At 70.4% G+C, this 16,552-nt stretch carries 18 protein-coding genes; 5 read left to right on the top strand and 13 right to left on the bottom strand.

What is annotated here, in order from left to right; genetic code table 11:
• The first annotated feature begins 58 nt into the window (after positions 1 to 58).
• On the top strand, positions 59 to 1,924 hold the full coding sequence (gene typA, locus ACN27F_RS31240; RefSeq protein ID WP_421439050.1) for a translational GTPase TypA: 1,866 nt from the start codon (positions 59 to 61) through the stop codon (positions 1,922 to 1,924).
• Positions 1,925 to 1,972: 48 nt separating this feature from the next.
• Here the strand turns inward: typA and ACN27F_RS31235 are convergent, their stop codons facing one another.
• Entirely contained in the window at positions 1,973 to 2,974 is a 1,002-nt protein-coding gene (locus ACN27F_RS31235; RefSeq protein ID WP_421439049.1) for a TerC family protein, read from the bottom strand.
• 377 nt (positions 2,975 to 3,351) lie between these two features.
• Between ACN27F_RS31235 and ACN27F_RS31230 the strand changes: the two genes are divergently transcribed.
• Both ACN27F_RS31230 and ACN27F_RS31225 read left to right on the top strand, forming a co-directional pair.
• Entirely contained in the window at positions 3,352 to 3,645 is a 294-nt protein-coding gene (locus ACN27F_RS31230) for an antibiotic biosynthesis monooxygenase family protein (protein WP_421439048.1), read from the top strand.
• Between the two features lie 37 nt (positions 3,646 to 3,682).
• On the top strand, positions 3,683 to 4,957 hold the full coding sequence (locus ACN27F_RS31225) for a glycosyltransferase (RefSeq protein ID WP_421439047.1): 1,275 nt from the start codon (positions 3,683 to 3,685) through the stop codon (positions 4,955 to 4,957).
• Positions 4,958 to 5,034: 77 nt separating this feature from the next.
• Here ACN27F_RS31225 and ACN27F_RS31220 read toward each other — a convergent pair whose 3' ends face one another.
• The 7 genes from ACN27F_RS31220 to ACN27F_RS31190 form a co-directional block, all read right to left on the bottom strand.
• Positions 5,035 to 5,916 carry an STM4011 family radical SAM protein gene (locus ACN27F_RS31220; protein ID WP_421439046.1) on the bottom strand — a complete coding sequence of 294 codons (882 nt, stop codon included), beginning with the start codon at positions 5,914 to 5,916 and terminating at the stop codon, positions 5,035 to 5,037.
• A gap of 36 nt (positions 5,917 to 5,952) precedes the next feature.
• Complete coding sequence (locus tag ACN27F_RS31215) at positions 5,953 to 7,344, bottom strand: STM4012 family radical SAM protein (protein WP_421439045.1); 1,392 nt, start codon at positions 7,342 to 7,344, stop codon at positions 5,953 to 5,955.
• Positions 7,341 to 8,165, bottom strand: coding sequence for an STM4013/SEN3800 family hydrolase (locus tag ACN27F_RS31210; protein ID WP_421439044.1), 825 nt, complete (start codon positions 8,163 to 8,165; stop codon positions 7,341 to 7,343). The genes ACN27F_RS31215 and ACN27F_RS31210 overlap by 4 nt, the downstream gene beginning before the upstream one ends.
• The gene (locus ACN27F_RS31205; protein WP_421439043.1) at positions 8,162 to 9,271 is read right to left on the bottom strand and encodes an STM4014 family protein; all 1,110 of its coding nucleotides are present in this window, start codon (positions 9,269 to 9,271) and stop codon (positions 8,162 to 8,164) included. The genes ACN27F_RS31210 and ACN27F_RS31205 overlap by 4 nt, the downstream gene beginning before the upstream one ends.
• A 20-nt stretch (positions 9,272 to 9,291) precedes the next feature.
• Positions 9,292 to 10,215 carry an STM4015 family protein gene (locus tag ACN27F_RS31200; protein WP_421439042.1) on the bottom strand — a complete coding sequence of 308 codons (924 nt, stop codon included), beginning with the start codon at positions 10,213 to 10,215 and terminating at the stop codon, positions 9,292 to 9,294.
• A 106-nt stretch (positions 10,216 to 10,321) separates the two neighbouring features.
• Positions 10,322 to 11,212, bottom strand: coding sequence for a hypothetical protein (locus tag ACN27F_RS31195; protein ID WP_421439041.1), 891 nt, complete (start codon positions 11,210 to 11,212; stop codon positions 10,322 to 10,324).
• Entirely contained in the window at positions 11,213 to 11,536 is a 324-nt protein-coding gene (locus tag ACN27F_RS31190; RefSeq protein WP_421439040.1) for a PadR family transcriptional regulator, read from the bottom strand.
• Positions 11,537 to 11,739: 203 nt separating this feature from the next.
• Here ACN27F_RS31190 and ACN27F_RS31185 point away from each other — a divergent pair, with 203 nt between their 5' ends.
• Positions 11,740 to 12,021, top strand: coding sequence for a hypothetical protein (locus ACN27F_RS31185; RefSeq protein ID WP_421439039.1), 282 nt, complete (start codon positions 11,740 to 11,742; stop codon positions 12,019 to 12,021).
• A 60-nt stretch (positions 12,022 to 12,081) separates the two neighbouring features.
• On the opposite strand, the gene ACN27F_RS31180 is transcribed toward ACN27F_RS31185, so the two are convergent.
• From ACN27F_RS31180 to ACN27F_RS31165, 4 genes are all read right to left on the bottom strand, one after another.
• Positions 12,082 to 12,315, bottom strand: coding sequence for a DUF397 domain-containing protein (locus ACN27F_RS31180; protein WP_421439038.1), 234 nt, complete (start codon positions 12,313 to 12,315; stop codon positions 12,082 to 12,084).
• A gap of 1 nt (position 12,316) precedes the next feature.
• Positions 12,317 to 12,532 carry a DUF397 domain-containing protein gene (locus ACN27F_RS31175; RefSeq protein WP_421439037.1) on the bottom strand — a complete coding sequence of 72 codons (216 nt, stop codon included), beginning with the start codon at positions 12,530 to 12,532 and terminating at the stop codon, positions 12,317 to 12,319.
• Positions 12,533 to 12,629: 97 nt separating this feature from the next.
• Positions 12,630 to 12,818, bottom strand: a complete 189-nt coding sequence (locus ACN27F_RS31170; RefSeq protein ID WP_278115065.1) for a DUF397 domain-containing protein — start codon at positions 12,816 to 12,818, stop codon at positions 12,630 to 12,632.
• A 29-nt stretch (positions 12,819 to 12,847) separates the two neighbouring features.
• The gene (locus ACN27F_RS31165) at positions 12,848 to 13,711 is read right to left on the bottom strand and encodes a helix-turn-helix domain-containing protein (RefSeq protein ID WP_421439036.1); all 864 of its coding nucleotides are present in this window, start codon (positions 13,709 to 13,711) and stop codon (positions 12,848 to 12,850) included.
• Positions 13,712 to 13,829: 118 nt separating this feature from the next.
• Between ACN27F_RS31165 and ACN27F_RS31160 the strand changes: the two genes are divergently transcribed.
• On the top strand, positions 13,830 to 14,255 hold the full coding sequence (locus ACN27F_RS31160) for a hypothetical protein (RefSeq protein WP_421439035.1): 426 nt from the start codon (positions 13,830 to 13,832) through the stop codon (positions 14,253 to 14,255).
• Here ACN27F_RS31160 and uvrB read toward each other — a convergent pair.
• The gene (uvrB, locus tag ACN27F_RS31155; protein WP_421439034.1) at positions 14,248 to 16,365 is read right to left on the bottom strand and encodes an excinuclease ABC subunit UvrB; all 2,118 of its coding nucleotides are present in this window, start codon (positions 16,363 to 16,365) and stop codon (positions 14,248 to 14,250) included. The two genes, ACN27F_RS31160 and uvrB, sit on opposite strands and share 8 nt — an antisense overlap.
• Positions 16,366 to 16,552: the final 187 nt, after the last annotated feature.

Below are 16,552 nucleotides of genomic sequence, written 5' to 3'. Positions count from 1 at the left end.
CCGGCCAGTCGGTGGCCCCGCTGCACGGCCGAGGACCGGAGACCGGGAGGATAGGCGTATGCAGACCCGCTCCGATCTCCGCAACGTGGCCATCATCGCGCATGTCGACCACGGCAAGACGACCCTGGTGGACGCGATGCTGCGCCAGGGCGGCCAACTGCACGCCCGCGCCGAGCTGCCCGACCGGGCGTTGGACTCGATGGACCTGGAGCGGGAAAAGGGCATCACCATCCTGGCCAAGAACACCGCGATCAGCTACCTGCCCGACCAGGGCGACCCGGTCACCATCAACATCATCGACACTCCGGGGCACGCCGACTTCGGCGGCGAGGTCGAACGTGGGCTCACCATGGTCGACGGCGTGTTGCTACTCGTCGACGCGAGCGAGGGCCCGCTGCCGCAGACCCGGTTCGTGCTGCGCAAGGCGCTGCGAGCCCGGTTGCCGATCATCCTGGTGATCAACAAGGTGGACCGACCGGACGCCCGAATCAAGGAGGTCGTCGACGACACGTACGAACTGTTCCTCGACCTCGACGCCGACGAGGAACAAATCGACTTTCCGATCGTCTACGCCTGCGCCCGCGACGGCATCGCCTCGCTCACCCAGCCCGCCGACGGCTCGGTGCCCGACGACAGCGACAACCTGGAGCCGTTGTTCCGCAGCCTGCTGGAGACGATCCCCGCGCCCGCGTACGACCCACAGGCTCCGCTGCAGGCACACGTGACCAACCTCGACGCCTCTCCGTTCCTCGGCCGGCTCGCGCTGTGCCGGATCCGGCAGGGCGACATCCGCAAGGGCCAGACCGTCGCCTGGTGCCGCACCGACGGCAGCGTGCAGAAGGTCCGCATCTCGGAACTGCTGATGACCGAAGGTCTGGAACGCAAGTCCGCCGACTCCGCCGGCCCCGGCGACATCATCGCGGTCGCCGGCATTCCCGAGATCATGATCGGCGAGACGCTGGCCGACGCCGACGATCCGCGGCCGCTACCGCTGATCACCGTGGACGAGCCGGCGATCTCGATGACCATCGGCACCAACACCTCGCCGCTGGCCGGCAAGGTCAAGGGTGCCAAGGTGACCGCCCGGCTGGTCAAGGACCGGCTGGACCGCGAACTGATCGGCAACGTGTCGCTGCGGGTGCTGCCGACCGAACGTCCCGACGCGTGGGAGGTGCAGGGCCGCGGCGAACTCGCGCTCGCCATCCTGGTCGAGCAGATGCGCCGCGAGCAGTACGAGCTGACGGTCGGCAAGCCGCAGGTGGTGACCCGGGAGATCGACGGACGCACCTGCGAGCCGGTCGAGCGGCTCACCATCGACGCACCGGACGAGTACCTGGGCGCCATCACCCAACTGCTGGCCACCCGCAAGGGCCGGATGGAACAACTCGTCAACCACGGCACCGGCTGGATCCGGATGGAGTGGCTGGTCCCGGCGCGCGGCCTGATCGGCTTCCGGACCGAGTTCCTCACCGAGACCCGCGGCACCGGCATCCTGCACCACGTCTTCGAGTCCTACGAGCCCTGGTTCGGTGAGCTGCGGACCCGCCCGACCGGCTCCCTGGTCGCCGACCGGACCGGGGTGGCGACCAGCTTCGCCATGTTCAACCTGCAGGAACGCGGCTCGCTGTTCGTCGAGCCGGGCACGCCGGTCTACGAGGGCATGCTGGTCGGGGAGAACTCGCGGGCCGACGACATGGACGTCAACATCACCAAGGAGAAGAAGCTGACCAACATGCGCTCCTCCACCGCCGACGAGTTGGAACGGCTCGTGCCGCCGCGGCGGCTGTCCCTGGAACAGGCGCTGGAGTTCTGCCGCGAGGACGAATGCGTGGAGGTCACCCCGGAGGCCGTCCGGCTGCGCAAGGTCGTGCTCGACCAGACGGTCCGGGCCCGCGCCGCGGCCCGGCGCAAACACCAGAACTGAACCGTCGCCGCCGCGGCGAGCCGGTCGCCGCCGCTCACGTCATGTCGCTCACGTCATGATGTCGACGAGCTCCCGTTTGCGGTCCCGGGAAGACTTGACCAGGCTGATCACCGTGGTCACGGTCAGCGTGACGAAGATGAAGCTGAGTGAGAGCCAGATCGGAATGTGCGGCGCCCAGCCGATCGGCTCACCACCGTTGAGGAAGAACAGCGTGTTGTCGGCCAAGGCCTCCAGCACCAGCTTGACGCCGATGAAGCCGAGCACGATCGCCAACCCGTAGCTGAGATAGGCGAGGCGGTCCAGCAGGCCGCCGAGCAGGAAGTACAGCTGCCGCAGCCCCATCAACGCGAACACGTTCGCGGTGAAGACCAGGTACGGCTCCTGGGTGATGCCGAAGATCGCCGGGATGGAGTCGAGCGCGAAGATCACATCGGTGGTGCCGATCGCGATCATCACGATCAGCATCGGGGTGAACATCCGCCGACCGGCGTCGGTGAGTGTGGTCAGCCGGCCCCCGTCGTAGGAACCGGAGACCGGCAGTACCCGGCGGCTCCAGCGGATCAGCGCGTTCTCCGAGTACTCGTCCGGCGCCGGCTCGCCGTTGCGCACCAGTCCGACCGCAGTGTAGATGAGAAACGCCCCGAAGATGTAGAACACCCACGAGAACTGGGTGATCAACGCCGCACCGGCGGCGATGAAGCCACCCCGCAGGATCAACGCCAGGACGACCCCGACCAGCAGCACCTTCTGCTGGTACTTGCGGGGTACCACGAACCGGCTCATGATGATCACGAAGACGAACAGATTGTCGACGGACAGACTCTTCTCCGTGACGTATCCGGCGAAAAACTCGCCTGCGTACCGGCCGCCCGAGGCCGCCCACACGCCGAACCCGAAGATGATCGCCAGCCCGACGTAGAGCACGGTCCAGGCCGCCGATTCCCGCATGCTCGGCTCGTGCGGGCGACGGACGATGATCAGTAAATCGGCGATGAGTACGGCCGTGAGCACGACCAGAGTCGCCAGCCACACCCAGGCGGGGATATTCAACTCGGACCTCCGGCAGACACATGGCACCGCCGAACATGGTCGGATCGCGAAACGGCCCGACCTGTGGAGATGCACACAGCAGTGACTGACGGAGGTCTCTTCCGCCACCGCTGTCCCACTGAGTCGCCAGTCGGCAGGCGGTGACCGCTGTGCCGGGCCGGTCCGGCGAACCGGGCCAACCGTGCTGACGACACCAGCGCGAGGGAATACTCCCCTCCCTTTCCCGCCATTGTGGCGCACCGGAGGTGGAAAGAACACACCAGGCCGGCGCTGAGTGACGACTTGCACCTTTCCTAGGTGTCCTAGGAGGCTAGCTGGATTTTGGAAATGGCGGTCACCCGTCCTGCGCCGTGACACGGTGTGCGAGGCTTCCCGCCATGGTGCTAGAGATCGCCCTCATCGACGTCCAGCCCGGCCAGGAACCAGACTTCACCCGGGCGTACGCCATCGGGCAGGAACTGCTCGCGACCACGCCGGGCTGCCGCTCGGTGCGGATGACGCGGGGCGTGGAGACTCCGACCCGGTTCGTGCTGCTGGTCGAATGGGACTCGCTCGCCGCGCACGAGGACAACTTCCGGGCCAGCGACCGGTTCGACCGGTGGCGGGCGCTGATCGGGCCGTACTTCGCCACGCCACCGCAGGTCGAACACTACGTCGACGTGCCCGGCTGACCGGCCGACCGGCCCCGTACCGATGCGGGTAGAGATCGTGACCGCCGGCACCCGCGGCGACGTCGCGCCCTACGCCGGCCTGGGACAGGCGCTGCACGCCGCCGGACACCAGGTCACGGTGACCACCCACGCTATCTTCGACGGCCTGGTCACCGGGGCCGGGCTGGCGTTTCGCCCACTGCCCGGCGACCCGCTCGCCGCCCAGCGCTCCCCTGCCGGCGCCCGGCTGCACCGCCACGGCGGCGGTCTGCGCGGCGCGGTCGAGTTCCTCCGGCTCGGCCGGCGTTTCCTCGACGAACTCGGCACCGGTCTGCTCGACGCCGGTGCCGACGCGGACGTCCTGCTGCTCGCCACCGCCGCCGCGCCACTGGGTTACTCGGTCGCCGAGCGACGTGGCATTCCCAGCCTCGGGGTGTTTTTGCAACCGGCCGCCCCGACCGGAGACTTCCCGCCGGTCGTACTCGGCCGCCGGTCCTGGGGGCGATGGGGCAACCGGGCACTCGGCCGGGCGGGCGGCGCGGTCAGTGCCCGCGCCTACGCCGAGGTGTCCCGGCGGCTGCGCGCCCGCCTCGGCCTGCCCTCGGTGGACCTGCCGGAACTGAACCGGCGCGCCGAGCGGCAACGCTGGCGTGTGCTGCACGGGATCAGCCCCGCCGTGCTGCCCCGCCCGGCCGACTGGCGTCCCGGCCTGGAGATGGTCGGCTACTGGTGGCCACCGGCGCAGCCGCACGTCGAGCCGCCGGCCGACCTGGTCGACTTCTTGGCCGCCGGGCCGGCACCGGTGCTGGTGAGCTTCGGCAGCATGGCCGGGTTGGGCGCGACCACCGCGCGGGTCGTCGCGCAGGCGTTACGCCAGGCCGGGGTACGCGGGATCGTCCAGGCCGGCTGGTCCGATCTGCGGGTCGACGGTGACGATCTGCTCACCGTCGGCGAGGTGCCGCACGACTGGCTGCTGCCCCGGGTCGCCGCAGTGGTGCACCACGCCGGGGCCGGCACCACCGCGGCCGGGTTGCGGGCCGGGGTCCCGGCGGTGCCGGTGCCGGTGCTGGCGGATCAACCGTTCTGGGCCAGCCGGCTGGCCCGGCTCGGTGCCGGTACCCGTCCCGTGCCGGTCCGCCTGCTCACCGTCGACGGCTCGGGCACGGGCAGGTCAGGCACGGGCAGGTCGGGCGCCGGCCGGCTGGCCGCCGCCATCCGCGACGCGGTACACCGGCCGGAGATCGCCGCCAACGCGCGGCGGATCGCCACCCGGATCGCCGCCGAGGACGGCACCACGGCGGTCCGCCGTGCCCTGGCCGACCTCCCGCCCTGACCACTCCGCGCCTGGCCGCCTCCCGCCCTGACCACCCCGCACGATCTTGGACTCGTCGAGAACTTTTGTCCGTTTCGTCAGTCGACAGGTCCAAGATCGCGGGGGTCGTGGGCGGGGATGCGTTCCAGGATGCCGCCGGCGAACACCTCGTACAGCGGCAGCGCCCGCAGGTGGACGTAGCCGATGTGGCAGTCGCAGGACGCCAACGGGCACGGCCGGGGCCGCAACGCCGGCCGGTACGAACCGTCGTACAGGTTGCCCAGCGGCTCGGCGACGAAGTGGCAGCGGCGCACCGTACCGTCACCGGAGACCGAGATCACCGACTCCCCGGTGCGGCAGAACCGGCCGAGCGACGGGTGCGGGCGGACGTTGAACCCGAACAGCGGGTCGATGGCCGTCCACGCCAACTCCTCCGCCGCGCTGTAGCGGTGCCCGTCCGCCGCGTTCACCCACAGATAGACCTCGGGTGGCAGCGCCGCCCGCAACAATCGGGCCTCGGCCAGGTGCGCCGGCAGGCCGACGATCCCGACCGAGAAGCGCACCCCGTGGGTACGCAGTATCGCGCACCGGTGCAGGAAGGCTCCCCGGCTCACCTGACCGGGATGGTAGGTCGCCCAGAACGCCAGCCGCGCCACCTGTCCGGCGGTCGCGGTGGCGAGGAAGTCGAGCCGGGCGGCCAGATTGGTCTGGATGGCCACCCGCCGCACCTGCGCGAGCCCGGCCAGCCGCAGCAGTGCCCGGCGATACCAGGACCGGGTCAGCGCCTCGCCCCAGGGGGTGAACAGCACGGAGATCCGGTCGCCGTCCGGGTTGCGGGCCACCCAGTCGACGAACCGTTCCAACGCCGCCCGGTCCACCCGCAGCGCCGCCGGGTCGTCGCGACGCTTGGCGAACGGGCAGTACGCGCAGTCGTAGTTGCAGCTGGCCAGCGGACCTCGGTAGAGGATGCTCAGGTCCACCCGGTCACCCACGCCGTCGTCGGCTGCCGGGCGCGCTCACCGGACCGCCCGCGCGGTCATCGCCGCCCGTACCGGTGCGGAGACCAGCCACGGGCCGATCAGGTCGGACCGGGCCAGCCCGGCGCTGGTCAGGACCAACCGGTCCCCGGTAACGGCCAGCCAGCCCCGGTCGGCCAGGGTGGACAACTGCGGAAAGTCGTCGATCGGTGGACGACCGAACCGGGCGACGTGACCGGCGACGTCCAAGCCGTCCGCGCGCAGCAGCGAGGTGATCAGCCAGCGTCGCCGCTGTTCGTCCGGGCCGAGCCGGAACCCGATTTCGGCGTGGTCGAAGTCGGACGCCGGGCGGCGCAGATAGTCGTCGACGATCGCCCGGACCTGGCTGACGCCGACCGCGTAGTCGAACGAGTAGTGCAACGTCGTGGTGTACGACCGGGCGCCACAACCGAGTCCGACCAGGCCGTCGGCCTGGCACGAGTAGTCGGCACCGGCCGGGTCGGCGGGCAGGTCGCGGCGGCGGAAGTGGCGCATGGACAGTTGCTGGTAGCCAGCCGCCCGCAACCGGTCGGCACCCTGGTGGTACAGCGCCTGCCGCTGAGCGTCCCAGTCCCGGTCCCAGTCCGAGTTCGGGTCCGAGTCCGGGTTCCGGTCCGGGCTGCCGGCCGACGTGCGCCGGGCCAGCCCGGTGAGCGGGCGTACGTACAGCGGATAGAGGTACACCTCCTCCGGCGTTCGGTCCAGTGCGGCGGTCAGGGAATATTCCCAGGTGGTGGCGGTCTGCCCGGGGATGCCGTAGATCAGGTCGATGTTGAGTTCGAGGCCGGGGTGGGCCCGGATGGCGTCCAACGCCCGATCCACCTCGGCGCGCCGCTGCGGCCGGCCGGCGGTGTGGGCCTCGCTGTCGAGGAAGCTCTGCACGCCGATGCTGACCCGGGTGGTGCCGCGCCGGACGAGCACGGCGAGTCGGTCGGGGGTCGCGGTCGCCGGCGACGTCTCGACCGCGATCGGCACGGTGCCAGCTCCACCGGCAGGCAGGAACAGGTCGACGATGTCGAACAGCTCGGCGAGTTCCGCCGCGTCGAGGTAGGTCGGAGTGCCGCCACCGATCGTGACCCGGGCTGTCCGGCCAAGCCCGTCGAGCGCGACGGACACCCGGGCAGCCTGCCGGCGCAGCTGGTCGAGGTAGGCCCGGACCTGCCCGGCCGGCGGGTTGGCCCGGGTGAACAGGTTGCAGAAACCGCAACGCATCTCACAGAACGGCAGATGCAGGTAGAGCGAGCGTGGGCCGTCGCGCTGGGCGGACCAGACGTCGCGCAGCGCCGGGCGGGGGCGCAGCGGCCGGTACGCGGTCTTGTGCGGGTAGCCGTACAGATATCCCTGGTACGGCGAGCCGTCGAGGTACGCCGTACCAGGATGGACCGCGGTCACGGGGTGTCTGTGGCGTCGGCCCACTCACCCGGGGCGAGCACGAAGTCGGCGTACGGCACCGTCCACACCACCTCGTGACCGACCCGGTGGCCACTGTGGCCGTCCTCGCCGTACGCGGTGCCGTGGTCGGCGCAGATGATCACCATGCACGGCCGGTCACGTGACGAGGCCAGGGCGAACAGCCGACCGATGTGCCGGTCGACGTACTCCAGCGCGGCGGCGTGCGAGTCCCGGTTGTCCCGCTCGGTGCCCGGCAGATAGTGCCGGTTGGGCTGGTGCATGGCGGCGACGTTGACGAACAGGAACAGCGGCTGGTCGCCCGGCACGCCGGGGACGACCTCGGCGATCCGATCCAGCTGCGCCTCGAAGCAGCCGGGCGCGCTCACCCCGAACGACGACTCCCAGTGCGCCTCGGCGAACAGTCCGGGCAGGGTGGCCCCGAGCGGTGACGACCGGTTGAAGAACCCGACCCCGCCGACGCAGACCGTGTGATAGCCCTCCTTGCGCAGCGCGGTGACCAGATCGGGGGCGTCGAACACCCAGGTCCGCTCGTCGGTGGTGGCGGCACCGGGAAACTTCGCGGCGTACAGCCGAGGGTGGCTGCCCGGCTCGGCCGGTGTCGGCAGAAACCCGGCGAAGAAGGCCTGGTGCGCGGCGTAGGTGAAGCTGGCCGGGCTGTGCCGGCGCTGCCACTGCCCACCGGGCAGGGCGCGGCCCAGCTGGGGTGTGCGTCCCGCGGCGAGCAGCTCGGCCGCGACGTCGTAGCGCAGCGTGTCGAGCGTGACGAACAGCAGGTCGTGGCTGCCGATCAGGTCCTTCATGCCGACCTCTCCATCCGGGCCGTGCCCCGCCAGCTGGCGGACCGGCCGGTACGCATGGCGTGCAGTTGGGCAGCGTAGCTGTCCCGCCCGGCGGCGTCGTACACCCCGGGAAGCAGATCGCCGAAGGCGTTCACCTCCGCCACGGCGTGCCGCCGCCAGTCACTTCCGATCATCAGGTCCACTCCGACGTGCAGGCTGCCGGTGAAGCAACGGGCCGCGCGCACGCAGTCGGTCAGCGCCGCCGCCCACCGGCGCGGGCCGAACGCCGCCCGCACCGCCGCCGGGTCACCGCGCCGGTTGCCCAGGTGCAGGTTGGTCAGCGGGCCGTCGCTGCCGCGTACCACCACGTGGCCCGGCTCGCCGGCGATCACCAGCACCCGTAGGTCGACGACCCGCCCGTGCAGGCCGGCCTTCGGGAACCAGCGCTGCACCAGCAACCCGTCCGGCGCCAACTGGTCCACGATGGTCGCCACCTCCCGCTCACTACGGTATGCCCGGACCCGCAGTGAGTTGAACAACCGGTCGCCGACGACTTCCACCGAGGTGACCGCCTGCACCCGGCGGGCGGTGACGTGCAGGGCCAGCATGCCGGAGGCGGACGAGCCGTGCACCGGCTTGACGAACACCCGGGCCCAACCGGCCTCGGCCAGCGCCGAGCGCAGCTGCGCCCACCCAACGGGCGCGGCGTCCAGCGTGGCCGGTTGCGGCACCCCGGCCGCCGCCAGCCGCCGCTGGCAGGCACGCTTGTCGAACAGCACCGCGATGTCCGCCGGGTCGTTGAGCAGCGTCGCCCCGGCCTGGTGAGCCGCACCGACGAGTCGGTCCAGGGCGGCGAGCAGGCCGACGTACCAGGCGGCGGCGCCGCCGATCTCACCGAGGGCGAGCGGCCGGTCGGCGCCGCGCAGCAACCGGTCGACCTCGGCGTCCTCGCCGGGCGAGTCGACGCGCACCAGCGCCCGCTGCGGCAGGCTGGCCTCCCCGCCGGCGAGCCACCGCCAGGGCAGCACCCGAACCCGCAGGCCAGCGGCGTGCGCGGCGGCCCGGAACGATCCGACCCGCCGGTTGTCCGGGTTGCCGACCACGACCAGCGGCGGGTTGTGGTTCATCCGGCGAGGTTAACAACCGGTCATTCGCCGACGGCCACGTACCGGCCCATGTACTCGTCGGCTTCGAGCCGGTCGGTGACGTCCACCTCGACTCCGGTCAGGACGGCCGGTAGCCGGGCGGTCATCTCCGCGCTGAGGTAGTGCCGGTGCAGGTCGAGCCGGCGCAGGTGGGTCAGCGGCTGCCCGGCCAGCAACGCGGCCGCCCCGGTGTCGGTCAGCGTGCCGAGCGACAGGTCGAGAGTGTCCAACCGGGGCACCACCGCCGCCGTGGCCAGGGCCGCGGCGACCTCGTCGGCGTTTTCGGCGTTGCGCAACCCGAGGGTACGCAGGGCGGGCAGCCGCGATCCGTCGAGGATCGGCCCAAGCTCGTCCACGGTGGTGTCCCGGCCGTAGTCGCCGGTGCCCAGCCACAGCTCCAGGTGGGTGCAGGCGGGCAGCTCGCTGTCGGCGAGGGCACGGGTGACGGTGACCGGCAGCCCGCCGGACTCGATGGCGAACTCCCGCAGCCCGGCGTGCCGCACCGGGGTGAGTTCCAGCGACGACGTGCCGCGCACCCGCAGCACTTCCAGGTGCGGGTACGCGGCCAGCAGGGGCGTGACGTCCGGCTGCAGGATCCAGGAGATCTCGCATTCCTCGAAGGTCATCTCGCCGAGAAAGACCGCCCGCAGTTTGGTCAGCCGGGGCGCGGCGTCGACCAGCACCCGCACCGGAAACGCCCGGTCCCAGGCTTCGCCCCAGTCGCCGATGACCAGTGCCTGCACGCTGGTCGGGTCGACGACGTCCAGCCAGGCGGCGGCCAGCTCCGCGAAGGCGTCCCCGCCTTCGTCCTCGGTCACGCTGAGCCGCCAGGCGGCCGGCGCAGCCGGGTCGGTCGGCGGCGTGCTCGGATCGAAGGTGACCACCGGCAGGCCGGCGAAGGTGGTGATGTGCTCGTTGATCGTCATCGGCGGCGCTCCGGGGAGGGCGTGGGGCTGCGGACCCGGCACGATAACAATCCGGTACGACGCCCCGCTGCCCGTACCCGCGCTGTCGTGCCGTGGGTTCGTCAGCTCAGATCGCGCCCAGCGGGGGCGCCATCGGCCCGGCGGCCCGCTGCCGCACCAGCCGCCCGACCTCGATCAGCAGGTCGACGAGGCTCACCGCGACGATGACGGCGACCCAGAACTTGGCGGTACGGTCGGCATCCGCGCTCAGGTAGACCGGTCCGGCGAACAGCACCCAGGTCAGCACGGCGCAGATGGCCAGTCCGAGGAGCATCCCGACGGTACGGGTGACCGGCCGCCACCGGCCGTGGATGGTGACCACGAGATGGTGCACCAGCGTGGCGGTCAGCAGGGCGAGTACGAGTGGGCCGCGGAACTGGGCGAACTCACGGGTGAAGGTGAGTGCCTGCACGGCCTGCGGCGCGGCCCCGAGCTGATCCAGCAGCCAGGCGGCGTTGACCAGGACGACCGTACCGGCGACGTAGAACGCGAAGGCGGCGATCCGACCGGACCGGACGATCCGGCCGGCGGCTGATCTGCGGGGCCGCCAGGCGAAGCGGTCCGGCCACCGACGCCGTGCCCAGCCGCCGAGGCCGAACGCCACGACGAGGAATCCGGGCCACCAGAACGCCGGCAGGCCGTACGTCCGGTACCAGTCGACGACGTCGGACGCGGCGGCCACGCCGAGCAGCCAGATCACCAGCACACCGGCGACGCCGAGCCGGACGAAGCGGCGGGTGTCGGCCGGGTCGACGGCGATCGGCGGCTGCCCGTACCGGGCGGCCACCTCGGCGGGGCGGCCGAAGGCCCGCAGCCGGGCCACCGGATCGTCGCTGTCGGCCAGTTCGTCGCGCAGCAGCGTCGTCAGTTCGAGGGCCACGTCCCTACGCTGCCGGCGCGGCAGCAACCGCGCCACGTCGGCCACGTACGCGTCGATCAGTTCCTCGGTGGTCAGCATCTACCTGTCACCCTTCAGCAGCTGGCCCATGGCCTCGTTCATCCCGTACCACGAGTCCCGGAGCCGGTCGTACAGCTCTTCGCCGGCGGGGCTGCGGCGGTAGTAGCGGCGTGGCTGCCCTTCGGTCCGCCACTCGCTGACCAGGACGCCCTGACTCTCCAGCCGCCGCAGCAGCGGATAGAGCGTGCCCTCCTCGATCGGGAGGCCGTTGTCGGACAGCGACTGGCGCAGCTCGTAGCCGTAGCGGAACTCGCCCAGCTGTGACAGCACCGCCAGGACGACAACGCCCCGGCGCAGCTCAAGCTCCAGCCTGTCGCCAACCATGCAGCACACAGTACTGTGCGGCACACAGTCTCGTCCAGTGCTGGGGACCCGGTCCGACTGTCAGGCCGCCCATCGCAGACACGCAGACAGAAGGAGCGCGGGCTTCCCGTGCAACGCGCGCCGGGCCGGGCCAGACTGGCGCCGACCTCGATGGGGCGGTGGTCTGTGGTCTGAGGCTCTTCGGATCTGGGAGAATCGCCGTCATGAGTCTGGAGGACTTGGAGCGGCGGATCTCGGCGATGGAGGCCGAGCTCGCGGTCGTGCGGCAGGAAGCCGCCGCCGCGCGGGCACTGGCGGCCGGCGCGGACCGCGATGTCGCCGAGTACCGGGCGGAGTTGCGCGGGCACACGCGGGTGCTGTCGGCCTTGCGGGAGACACAGCTCGACCACTACGCCGAGCACAAGGCAGACGCAGCGGAGATCAAAGCCGGGGTGGCACAGATCGTGCGGCTACTCGAAGGGCTCGGCGGCACCCAGGAGTCGTGACCGGACACCAGACCGGTTGCCAGTCGTAGCTCCCGGCAGCTCTGGTTCACCCACAGGGCCTTAGCCGCGCAGGCCGTCCACGAAGGAGCGCCAGGCGGCGGCTGGGAAGGCCAATCGTGGACCGGTCGGGTCGGTGGAGTCGCGGACCGCCACCACCCCGCCGGCCGGGGCGACCTCGACACAGTCACCGTTGGCGTTACTGCGGCTGCTCTTGCGCCACCACAGCGGCTCGGTGGGGTCACCTGCCGATGAACCAGAGATAGCTGGTACGGAAGCTGTCGGTAGGCGAGTCATGTCACGGCTTGAGGTCGAAGTGGCCCGCGTGAGCGCCGACGAGGAACGCCCTCCACTCGTCACGGCCGAAGATCAGCGCCGGACCGTTCTGCTCCTTGCTGTCACGTACGGCGACAACCCCGTCGCAGCTAGGTACGCCGGTCGCGACCTCGACGCAGTTGTTGCTGTTGTTGCTGCGGCTGGACTTGCGCCACACCGCTCCGGTCAGGTCATACATCTGGGAGTAGCTCCTCATCTGCCTGGTGAACCATGTCCCTCAACGCGTGCTGATCAAAGCTTCGACACTGACGTTCGCAAGGCACCGAAGCAGTTGGTCAGCCGCGCAGGCCGTCCACGAAGGAGCGCCAGGCGGTGGCGGGGAAGGCCAGCCGTGGACCGGTCGGGTCGGTGGAGTCGCGGACCGCCACCACCCCGCCGGCCGGGGCGACCTCGACGCAGTTACCGTTGGCGTTGCTGCGGCTGCTCTTACGCCAACGCAGCCACTCGGTTGGGGTCGACTCCATGCCGCACCCCCTTTCGGCAGGCGATTCAATCAACTCTCTGCCACCAGCTTAGCCAGCAGATCCCGGCTGTCATCGACCGGCAGCGCCGCCTGCTGCAACCAGCGGCCGATCCGGGCGTAGAGGACCACGTCCTCGTCGTCGGTGAGGTGGATGTCGCTGGTCAACGTCTCCAGCACCACGGTGCGGGGATCAGCCGGGTCGGGGAACGAGTAGAGCGAGAAGCTGGTGTGCGGCATGAACGAATCGTGCACGACCGCTTCGAGCGGCAGCACCTGGATGGTGACGTTGTCCAGCTCGCTGAGCGCGGTCAGGTGGCGCAGCTGGCCGCGCCGGGTCTCGGGTGGCACGCTGGCCCGCAGCAGTGCGCTCTCGTCGATGACCGCCTCGTAGTGCGGCGGATGTTCGCGACGCAGCACTTCCTGTCGGGCGGTACGCGCCAAGGTGTCAGCGTTGATGTCGAGGTCACCGTAGACGTCGCGACCGGAGCGGACCCTCAGCCGGGCGTACTCCGGGGTCTGCAGCAGCCCAGGCACCAGCAGTTGCTGGTACTCGAAGATCGTGGCAGCACTGGCTTCGAGCTCGGTGTAGCCACGCTGGCGTTGACCCATCGACCCGAGCGCCTTCCACCAGCCACGGGTGGCGGCGGCGTCGCGGGCGATGATGACCAGCTTCTCCCGCTCGGCCGGCACGACGTGGTAGACGTCGAGCAGGTCCAGGATGTCGGCCAGATCGGGTCTGCTCTGGCCTAGTTCGAGCCGGGACAGCTTCGACGTCGACGCCCAGCCGAGCTGGTCGCAGACCTGCTCCAGCGTCATTGTGGCCGCGCGGCGGAGCCGCCGCAGCTCACCGCCGAGCCGCTGGCGTCTGATCGTGGGACTTGCAGGCATCGCCACTTCTGTCCACCTCCATCCGCGACAGAGGGTAAGCGGAGCATCGCCAAACTTCAAGGCTTGAATGTCTGGCATACCTCCAGAAACATGGGAATCCCATGAAACACAACTTGGAGGAACAGTGAGCGACACCTCGGTTCCGGTGCAGTTCCTGCTGATCGAGCCGGTCGACCCGGCGGACGGAGCACCTGAGTTTCCGGCCGTCGGGTGGGGTCTGGAGTACACCGACGAGGCGTTGGTCTACTTCCGGCACCCGCAGCGGGAGATCCGTGAGGTCGGCGTATTCCGTACCGTCGAGGACGCCTGGGATTTCTACCTGCAATGGGGTGAGCTGGAGCTGATCCGCCCCGGCGAGCCGGGCTGGCCCGCCCCACCTGCCCAGGCGACACCACCGCTCGGGCAGGCGGCCCCCGACAACGACCCCGCCGACCAGCGAGACGACGACGAGGCGGTTTTCGACGACACGTGGGGGCTGCTGTGGCGGGCCAGTCAGCGCCCCGGCGCCGAGCTGGCCCAGCTGTACCGCCCCGGGCAGCGGCTCAGCTGACGCCGGCGACGTCCATCGCCCGTAGCTCCTTCTTCAAATCGGAGATCTCGTCGCGGATCCGGGCGGCCAGCTCGAACTGCAGCTCGCGTGCGGCATTCAGCATCTGGTCGTTGAGCTCCTGGATCAGCTGGGCCAGGTCGGCGCGGGCCATCCCGGCGCTGGACGGGGTGGCGGTGCCCCGGCCCTTGCTGCGGGTCTCCGGCACCGGGCCCTTGCCGCGCGACATCTGCCGGCCGGAGCCGCCGACCGACCGACCGGCGAGCGCGCCGTCGGTGTCGTCGGCCTCCCGGTAGATGTCGTCGAGGATGTCGTGGATCTTCTTGCGCAGCGGCTCCGGTGAGATGCCGTTGGCCTCGTTGTACGCCACCTGCTTGGCCCGGCGCCGGTTGGTCTCGTCGATCGCGTCCGCCATCGATGGGGTCATCTTGTCGGCGTACATGTGGACCTCGCCGGAGACGTTACGGGCCGCCCGGCCGATGGTCTGGATCAGCGACCGGCCGCTGCGTAGGAAGCCCTCCTTGTCGGCGTCGAGGATCGCCACCAGCGACACCTCCGGCAGGTCCAGGCCCTCACGGAGCAGGTTGATGCCGACCAGCACGTCGTAGTCGCCCTTACGCAGCTCGCGCAGCAACTCGACCCGGCGCAGCGTGTCGACCTCGGAGTGCAGGTAGCGCACCCGGATGCCGTGCTCCAGCAGGTAGTCGGTGAGGTCCTCGGCCATCTTCTTGGTCAGCGTGGTGACCAGCACCCGCTCGTCGCGGTCGGTGCGCAGCCGGATCTCGTGCATCAGGTCGTCGATCTGGCCCTTGGTCGGCTTGACTTCGACCTGCGGGTCGACCAGGCCGGTCGGGCGGATCACCTGCTCGACGACCTCGCCGGCGGACTGCTCCAGCTCCCACGGCCCGGGGGTGGCGGACAGGAACACCATCTGGCCGACCCGCTCCAGGAACTCGTCGAACCGCAGCGGCCGGTTGTCGGCGGCACTGGGCAGCCGGAACCCGTGGTCGATCAGCATCCGCTTGCGGGAGGCGTCGCCCTCGAACATGCCGCCGATCTGCGGGATCGACACGTGTGACTCGTCGACGACGGTGAGGAAGTCGTCCGGGAAGTAGTCCAGCAGGGTGTGCGGCGGGCTGCCGTAGCTGCGGCCGTCGATGTGCATCGAGTAGTTCTCGATGCCGGAGCAGAAGCCGACCTGACGCATCATCTCGATGTCGTAGGTGGTACGCATCCGCAGCCGCTGCGCTTCCAGGAGCTTGCCCTGGCGGTCCAGCTCGGCGAGCCGGTCGGCCAGCTCGGCCTCGATGTCACGGATCGCCCGCTCCATCCGCTCGGGTCCGGCGGCATAGTGGGTGGCCGGGAAGATCAGCAGCTGGTCGACCTCGCGGACCACGTCACCGGTCAACGGGTGCAGGTAGTAGAGGCGCTCGATCTCGTCACCGAAGAACTCGATCCGGACCGCCAGCTCCTCGTACGCCGGGATGATCTCCAGCGTGTCGCCACGGACCCGGAAGGTGCCCCGGTTGAAGGCCAGGTCGTTGCGGGCGTACTGGATGTCGACCAGGCGGCGCAGCAACGAATCGCGGTCCTGCTCGTCACCGACGGCGACCCGGACCGCGCGGTCGAGGTACTCCTGCGGGGTGCCCAGGCCGTAGATGGCCGACACGGTGGCCACCACGATCACGTCGCGGCGGGTGAGCAGCGACATCGTCGCCGAGTGCCGCAGCCGCTCCACCTCCTCGTTGATCGAGGAGTCCTTCTCGATGTAGGTGTCGGTCTGCGGGATGTACGCCTCGGGCTGGTAGTAGTCGTAGTAGGAGACGAAGTACTCCACCGCGTTGTGCGGCATCAGCTCGCGGAACTCCTTGGCCAGCTGGGCGCAGAGGGTCTTGTTGGGGGCCATCACCAGGGTGGGCCGCTGCAGCCGCTCCACCAGCCAGGCGGTGGTCGCGCTCTTGCCGGTGCCGGTCGCCCCGAGCAGCACGGTGTGCCGATCGCCGCGACGCACTCGACGCTCAAGATCATCGATGGCGGCCGGTTGGTCGCCGGCCGGCGAGTAGTCGCTGACGACCTGGAAGCGGCCGTCCAGTCGCGGGATGTCGAGCGCCATGGCACAAACGTACGCCCCGGATCCGACAACCTGCCGGCGGTGTACGCAGCGCTGCCGATCAGCTTCGATATTGTCGTTGTGTGGGTAACCTCACCCGCGCTACCGTTACGCCGTAGGCCGCTCGCGGCGGCCGCGCGGATCGGCGGCAGCGCCCCACACCGGGCGCGCCGGGTCCGGATGTTCGGGT

Origin of the sequence: Solwaraspora sp. WMMB335 (assembly GCF_049179075.1) — a bacterium.
Lineage (GTDB): Bacteria > Actinomycetota > Actinomycetes > Mycobacteriales > Micromonosporaceae > Micromonospora_E.
This window is presented reverse-complemented; position numbering and strand designations above follow the sequence as displayed.

Excerpts from the sequence above, each read along its gene's own strand:
- typA (WP_421439050.1), top strand. The coding sequence starts at position 59 with ATGCAGACCCGCTCCGATCTCCGCAACGTGGCCATCATCGCGCATGTC.
- ACN27F_RS31230 (WP_421439048.1), top strand. The coding sequence starts at position 3,352 with ATGGTGCTAGAGATCGCCCTCATCGACGTCCAGCCCGGCCAGGAACCA.
- ACN27F_RS31210 (WP_421439044.1), bottom strand. The coding sequence starts at position 8,165 with ATGAAGGACCTGATCGGCAGCCACGACCTGCTGTTCGTCACGCTCGAC.
- ACN27F_RS31205 (WP_421439043.1), bottom strand. The coding sequence starts at position 9,271 with ATGAACCACAACCCGCCGCTGGTCGTGGTCGGCAACCCGGACAACCGG.
- ACN27F_RS31200 (WP_421439042.1), bottom strand. The coding sequence starts at position 10,215 with ATGACGATCAACGAGCACATCACCACCTTCGCCGGCCTGCCGGTGGTC.
- ACN27F_RS31195 (WP_421439041.1), bottom strand. The coding sequence starts at position 11,212 with ATGCTGACCACCGAGGAACTGATCGACGCGTACGTGGCCGACGTGGCG.
- ACN27F_RS31190 (WP_421439040.1), bottom strand. The coding sequence starts at position 11,536 with ATGGTTGGCGACAGGCTGGAGCTTGAGCTGCGCCGGGGCGTTGTCGTC.
- ACN27F_RS31185 (WP_421439039.1), top strand. The coding sequence starts at position 11,740 with ATGAGTCTGGAGGACTTGGAGCGGCGGATCTCGGCGATGGAGGCCGAG.
- ACN27F_RS31180 (WP_421439038.1), bottom strand. The coding sequence starts at position 12,315 with ATGACTCGCCTACCGACAGCTTCCGTACCAGCTATCTCTGGTTCATCG.
- ACN27F_RS31175 (WP_421439037.1), bottom strand. The coding sequence starts at position 12,532 with ATGTATGACCTGACCGGAGCGGTGTGGCGCAAGTCCAGCCGCAGCAAC.
- ACN27F_RS31170 (WP_278115065.1), bottom strand. The coding sequence starts at position 12,818 with ATGGAGTCGACCCCAACCGAGTGGCTGCGTTGGCGTAAGAGCAGCCGC.
- uvrB (WP_421439034.1), bottom strand. The coding sequence starts at position 16,365 with ATGGCGCTCGACATCCCGCGACTGGACGGCCGCTTCCAGGTCGTCAGC.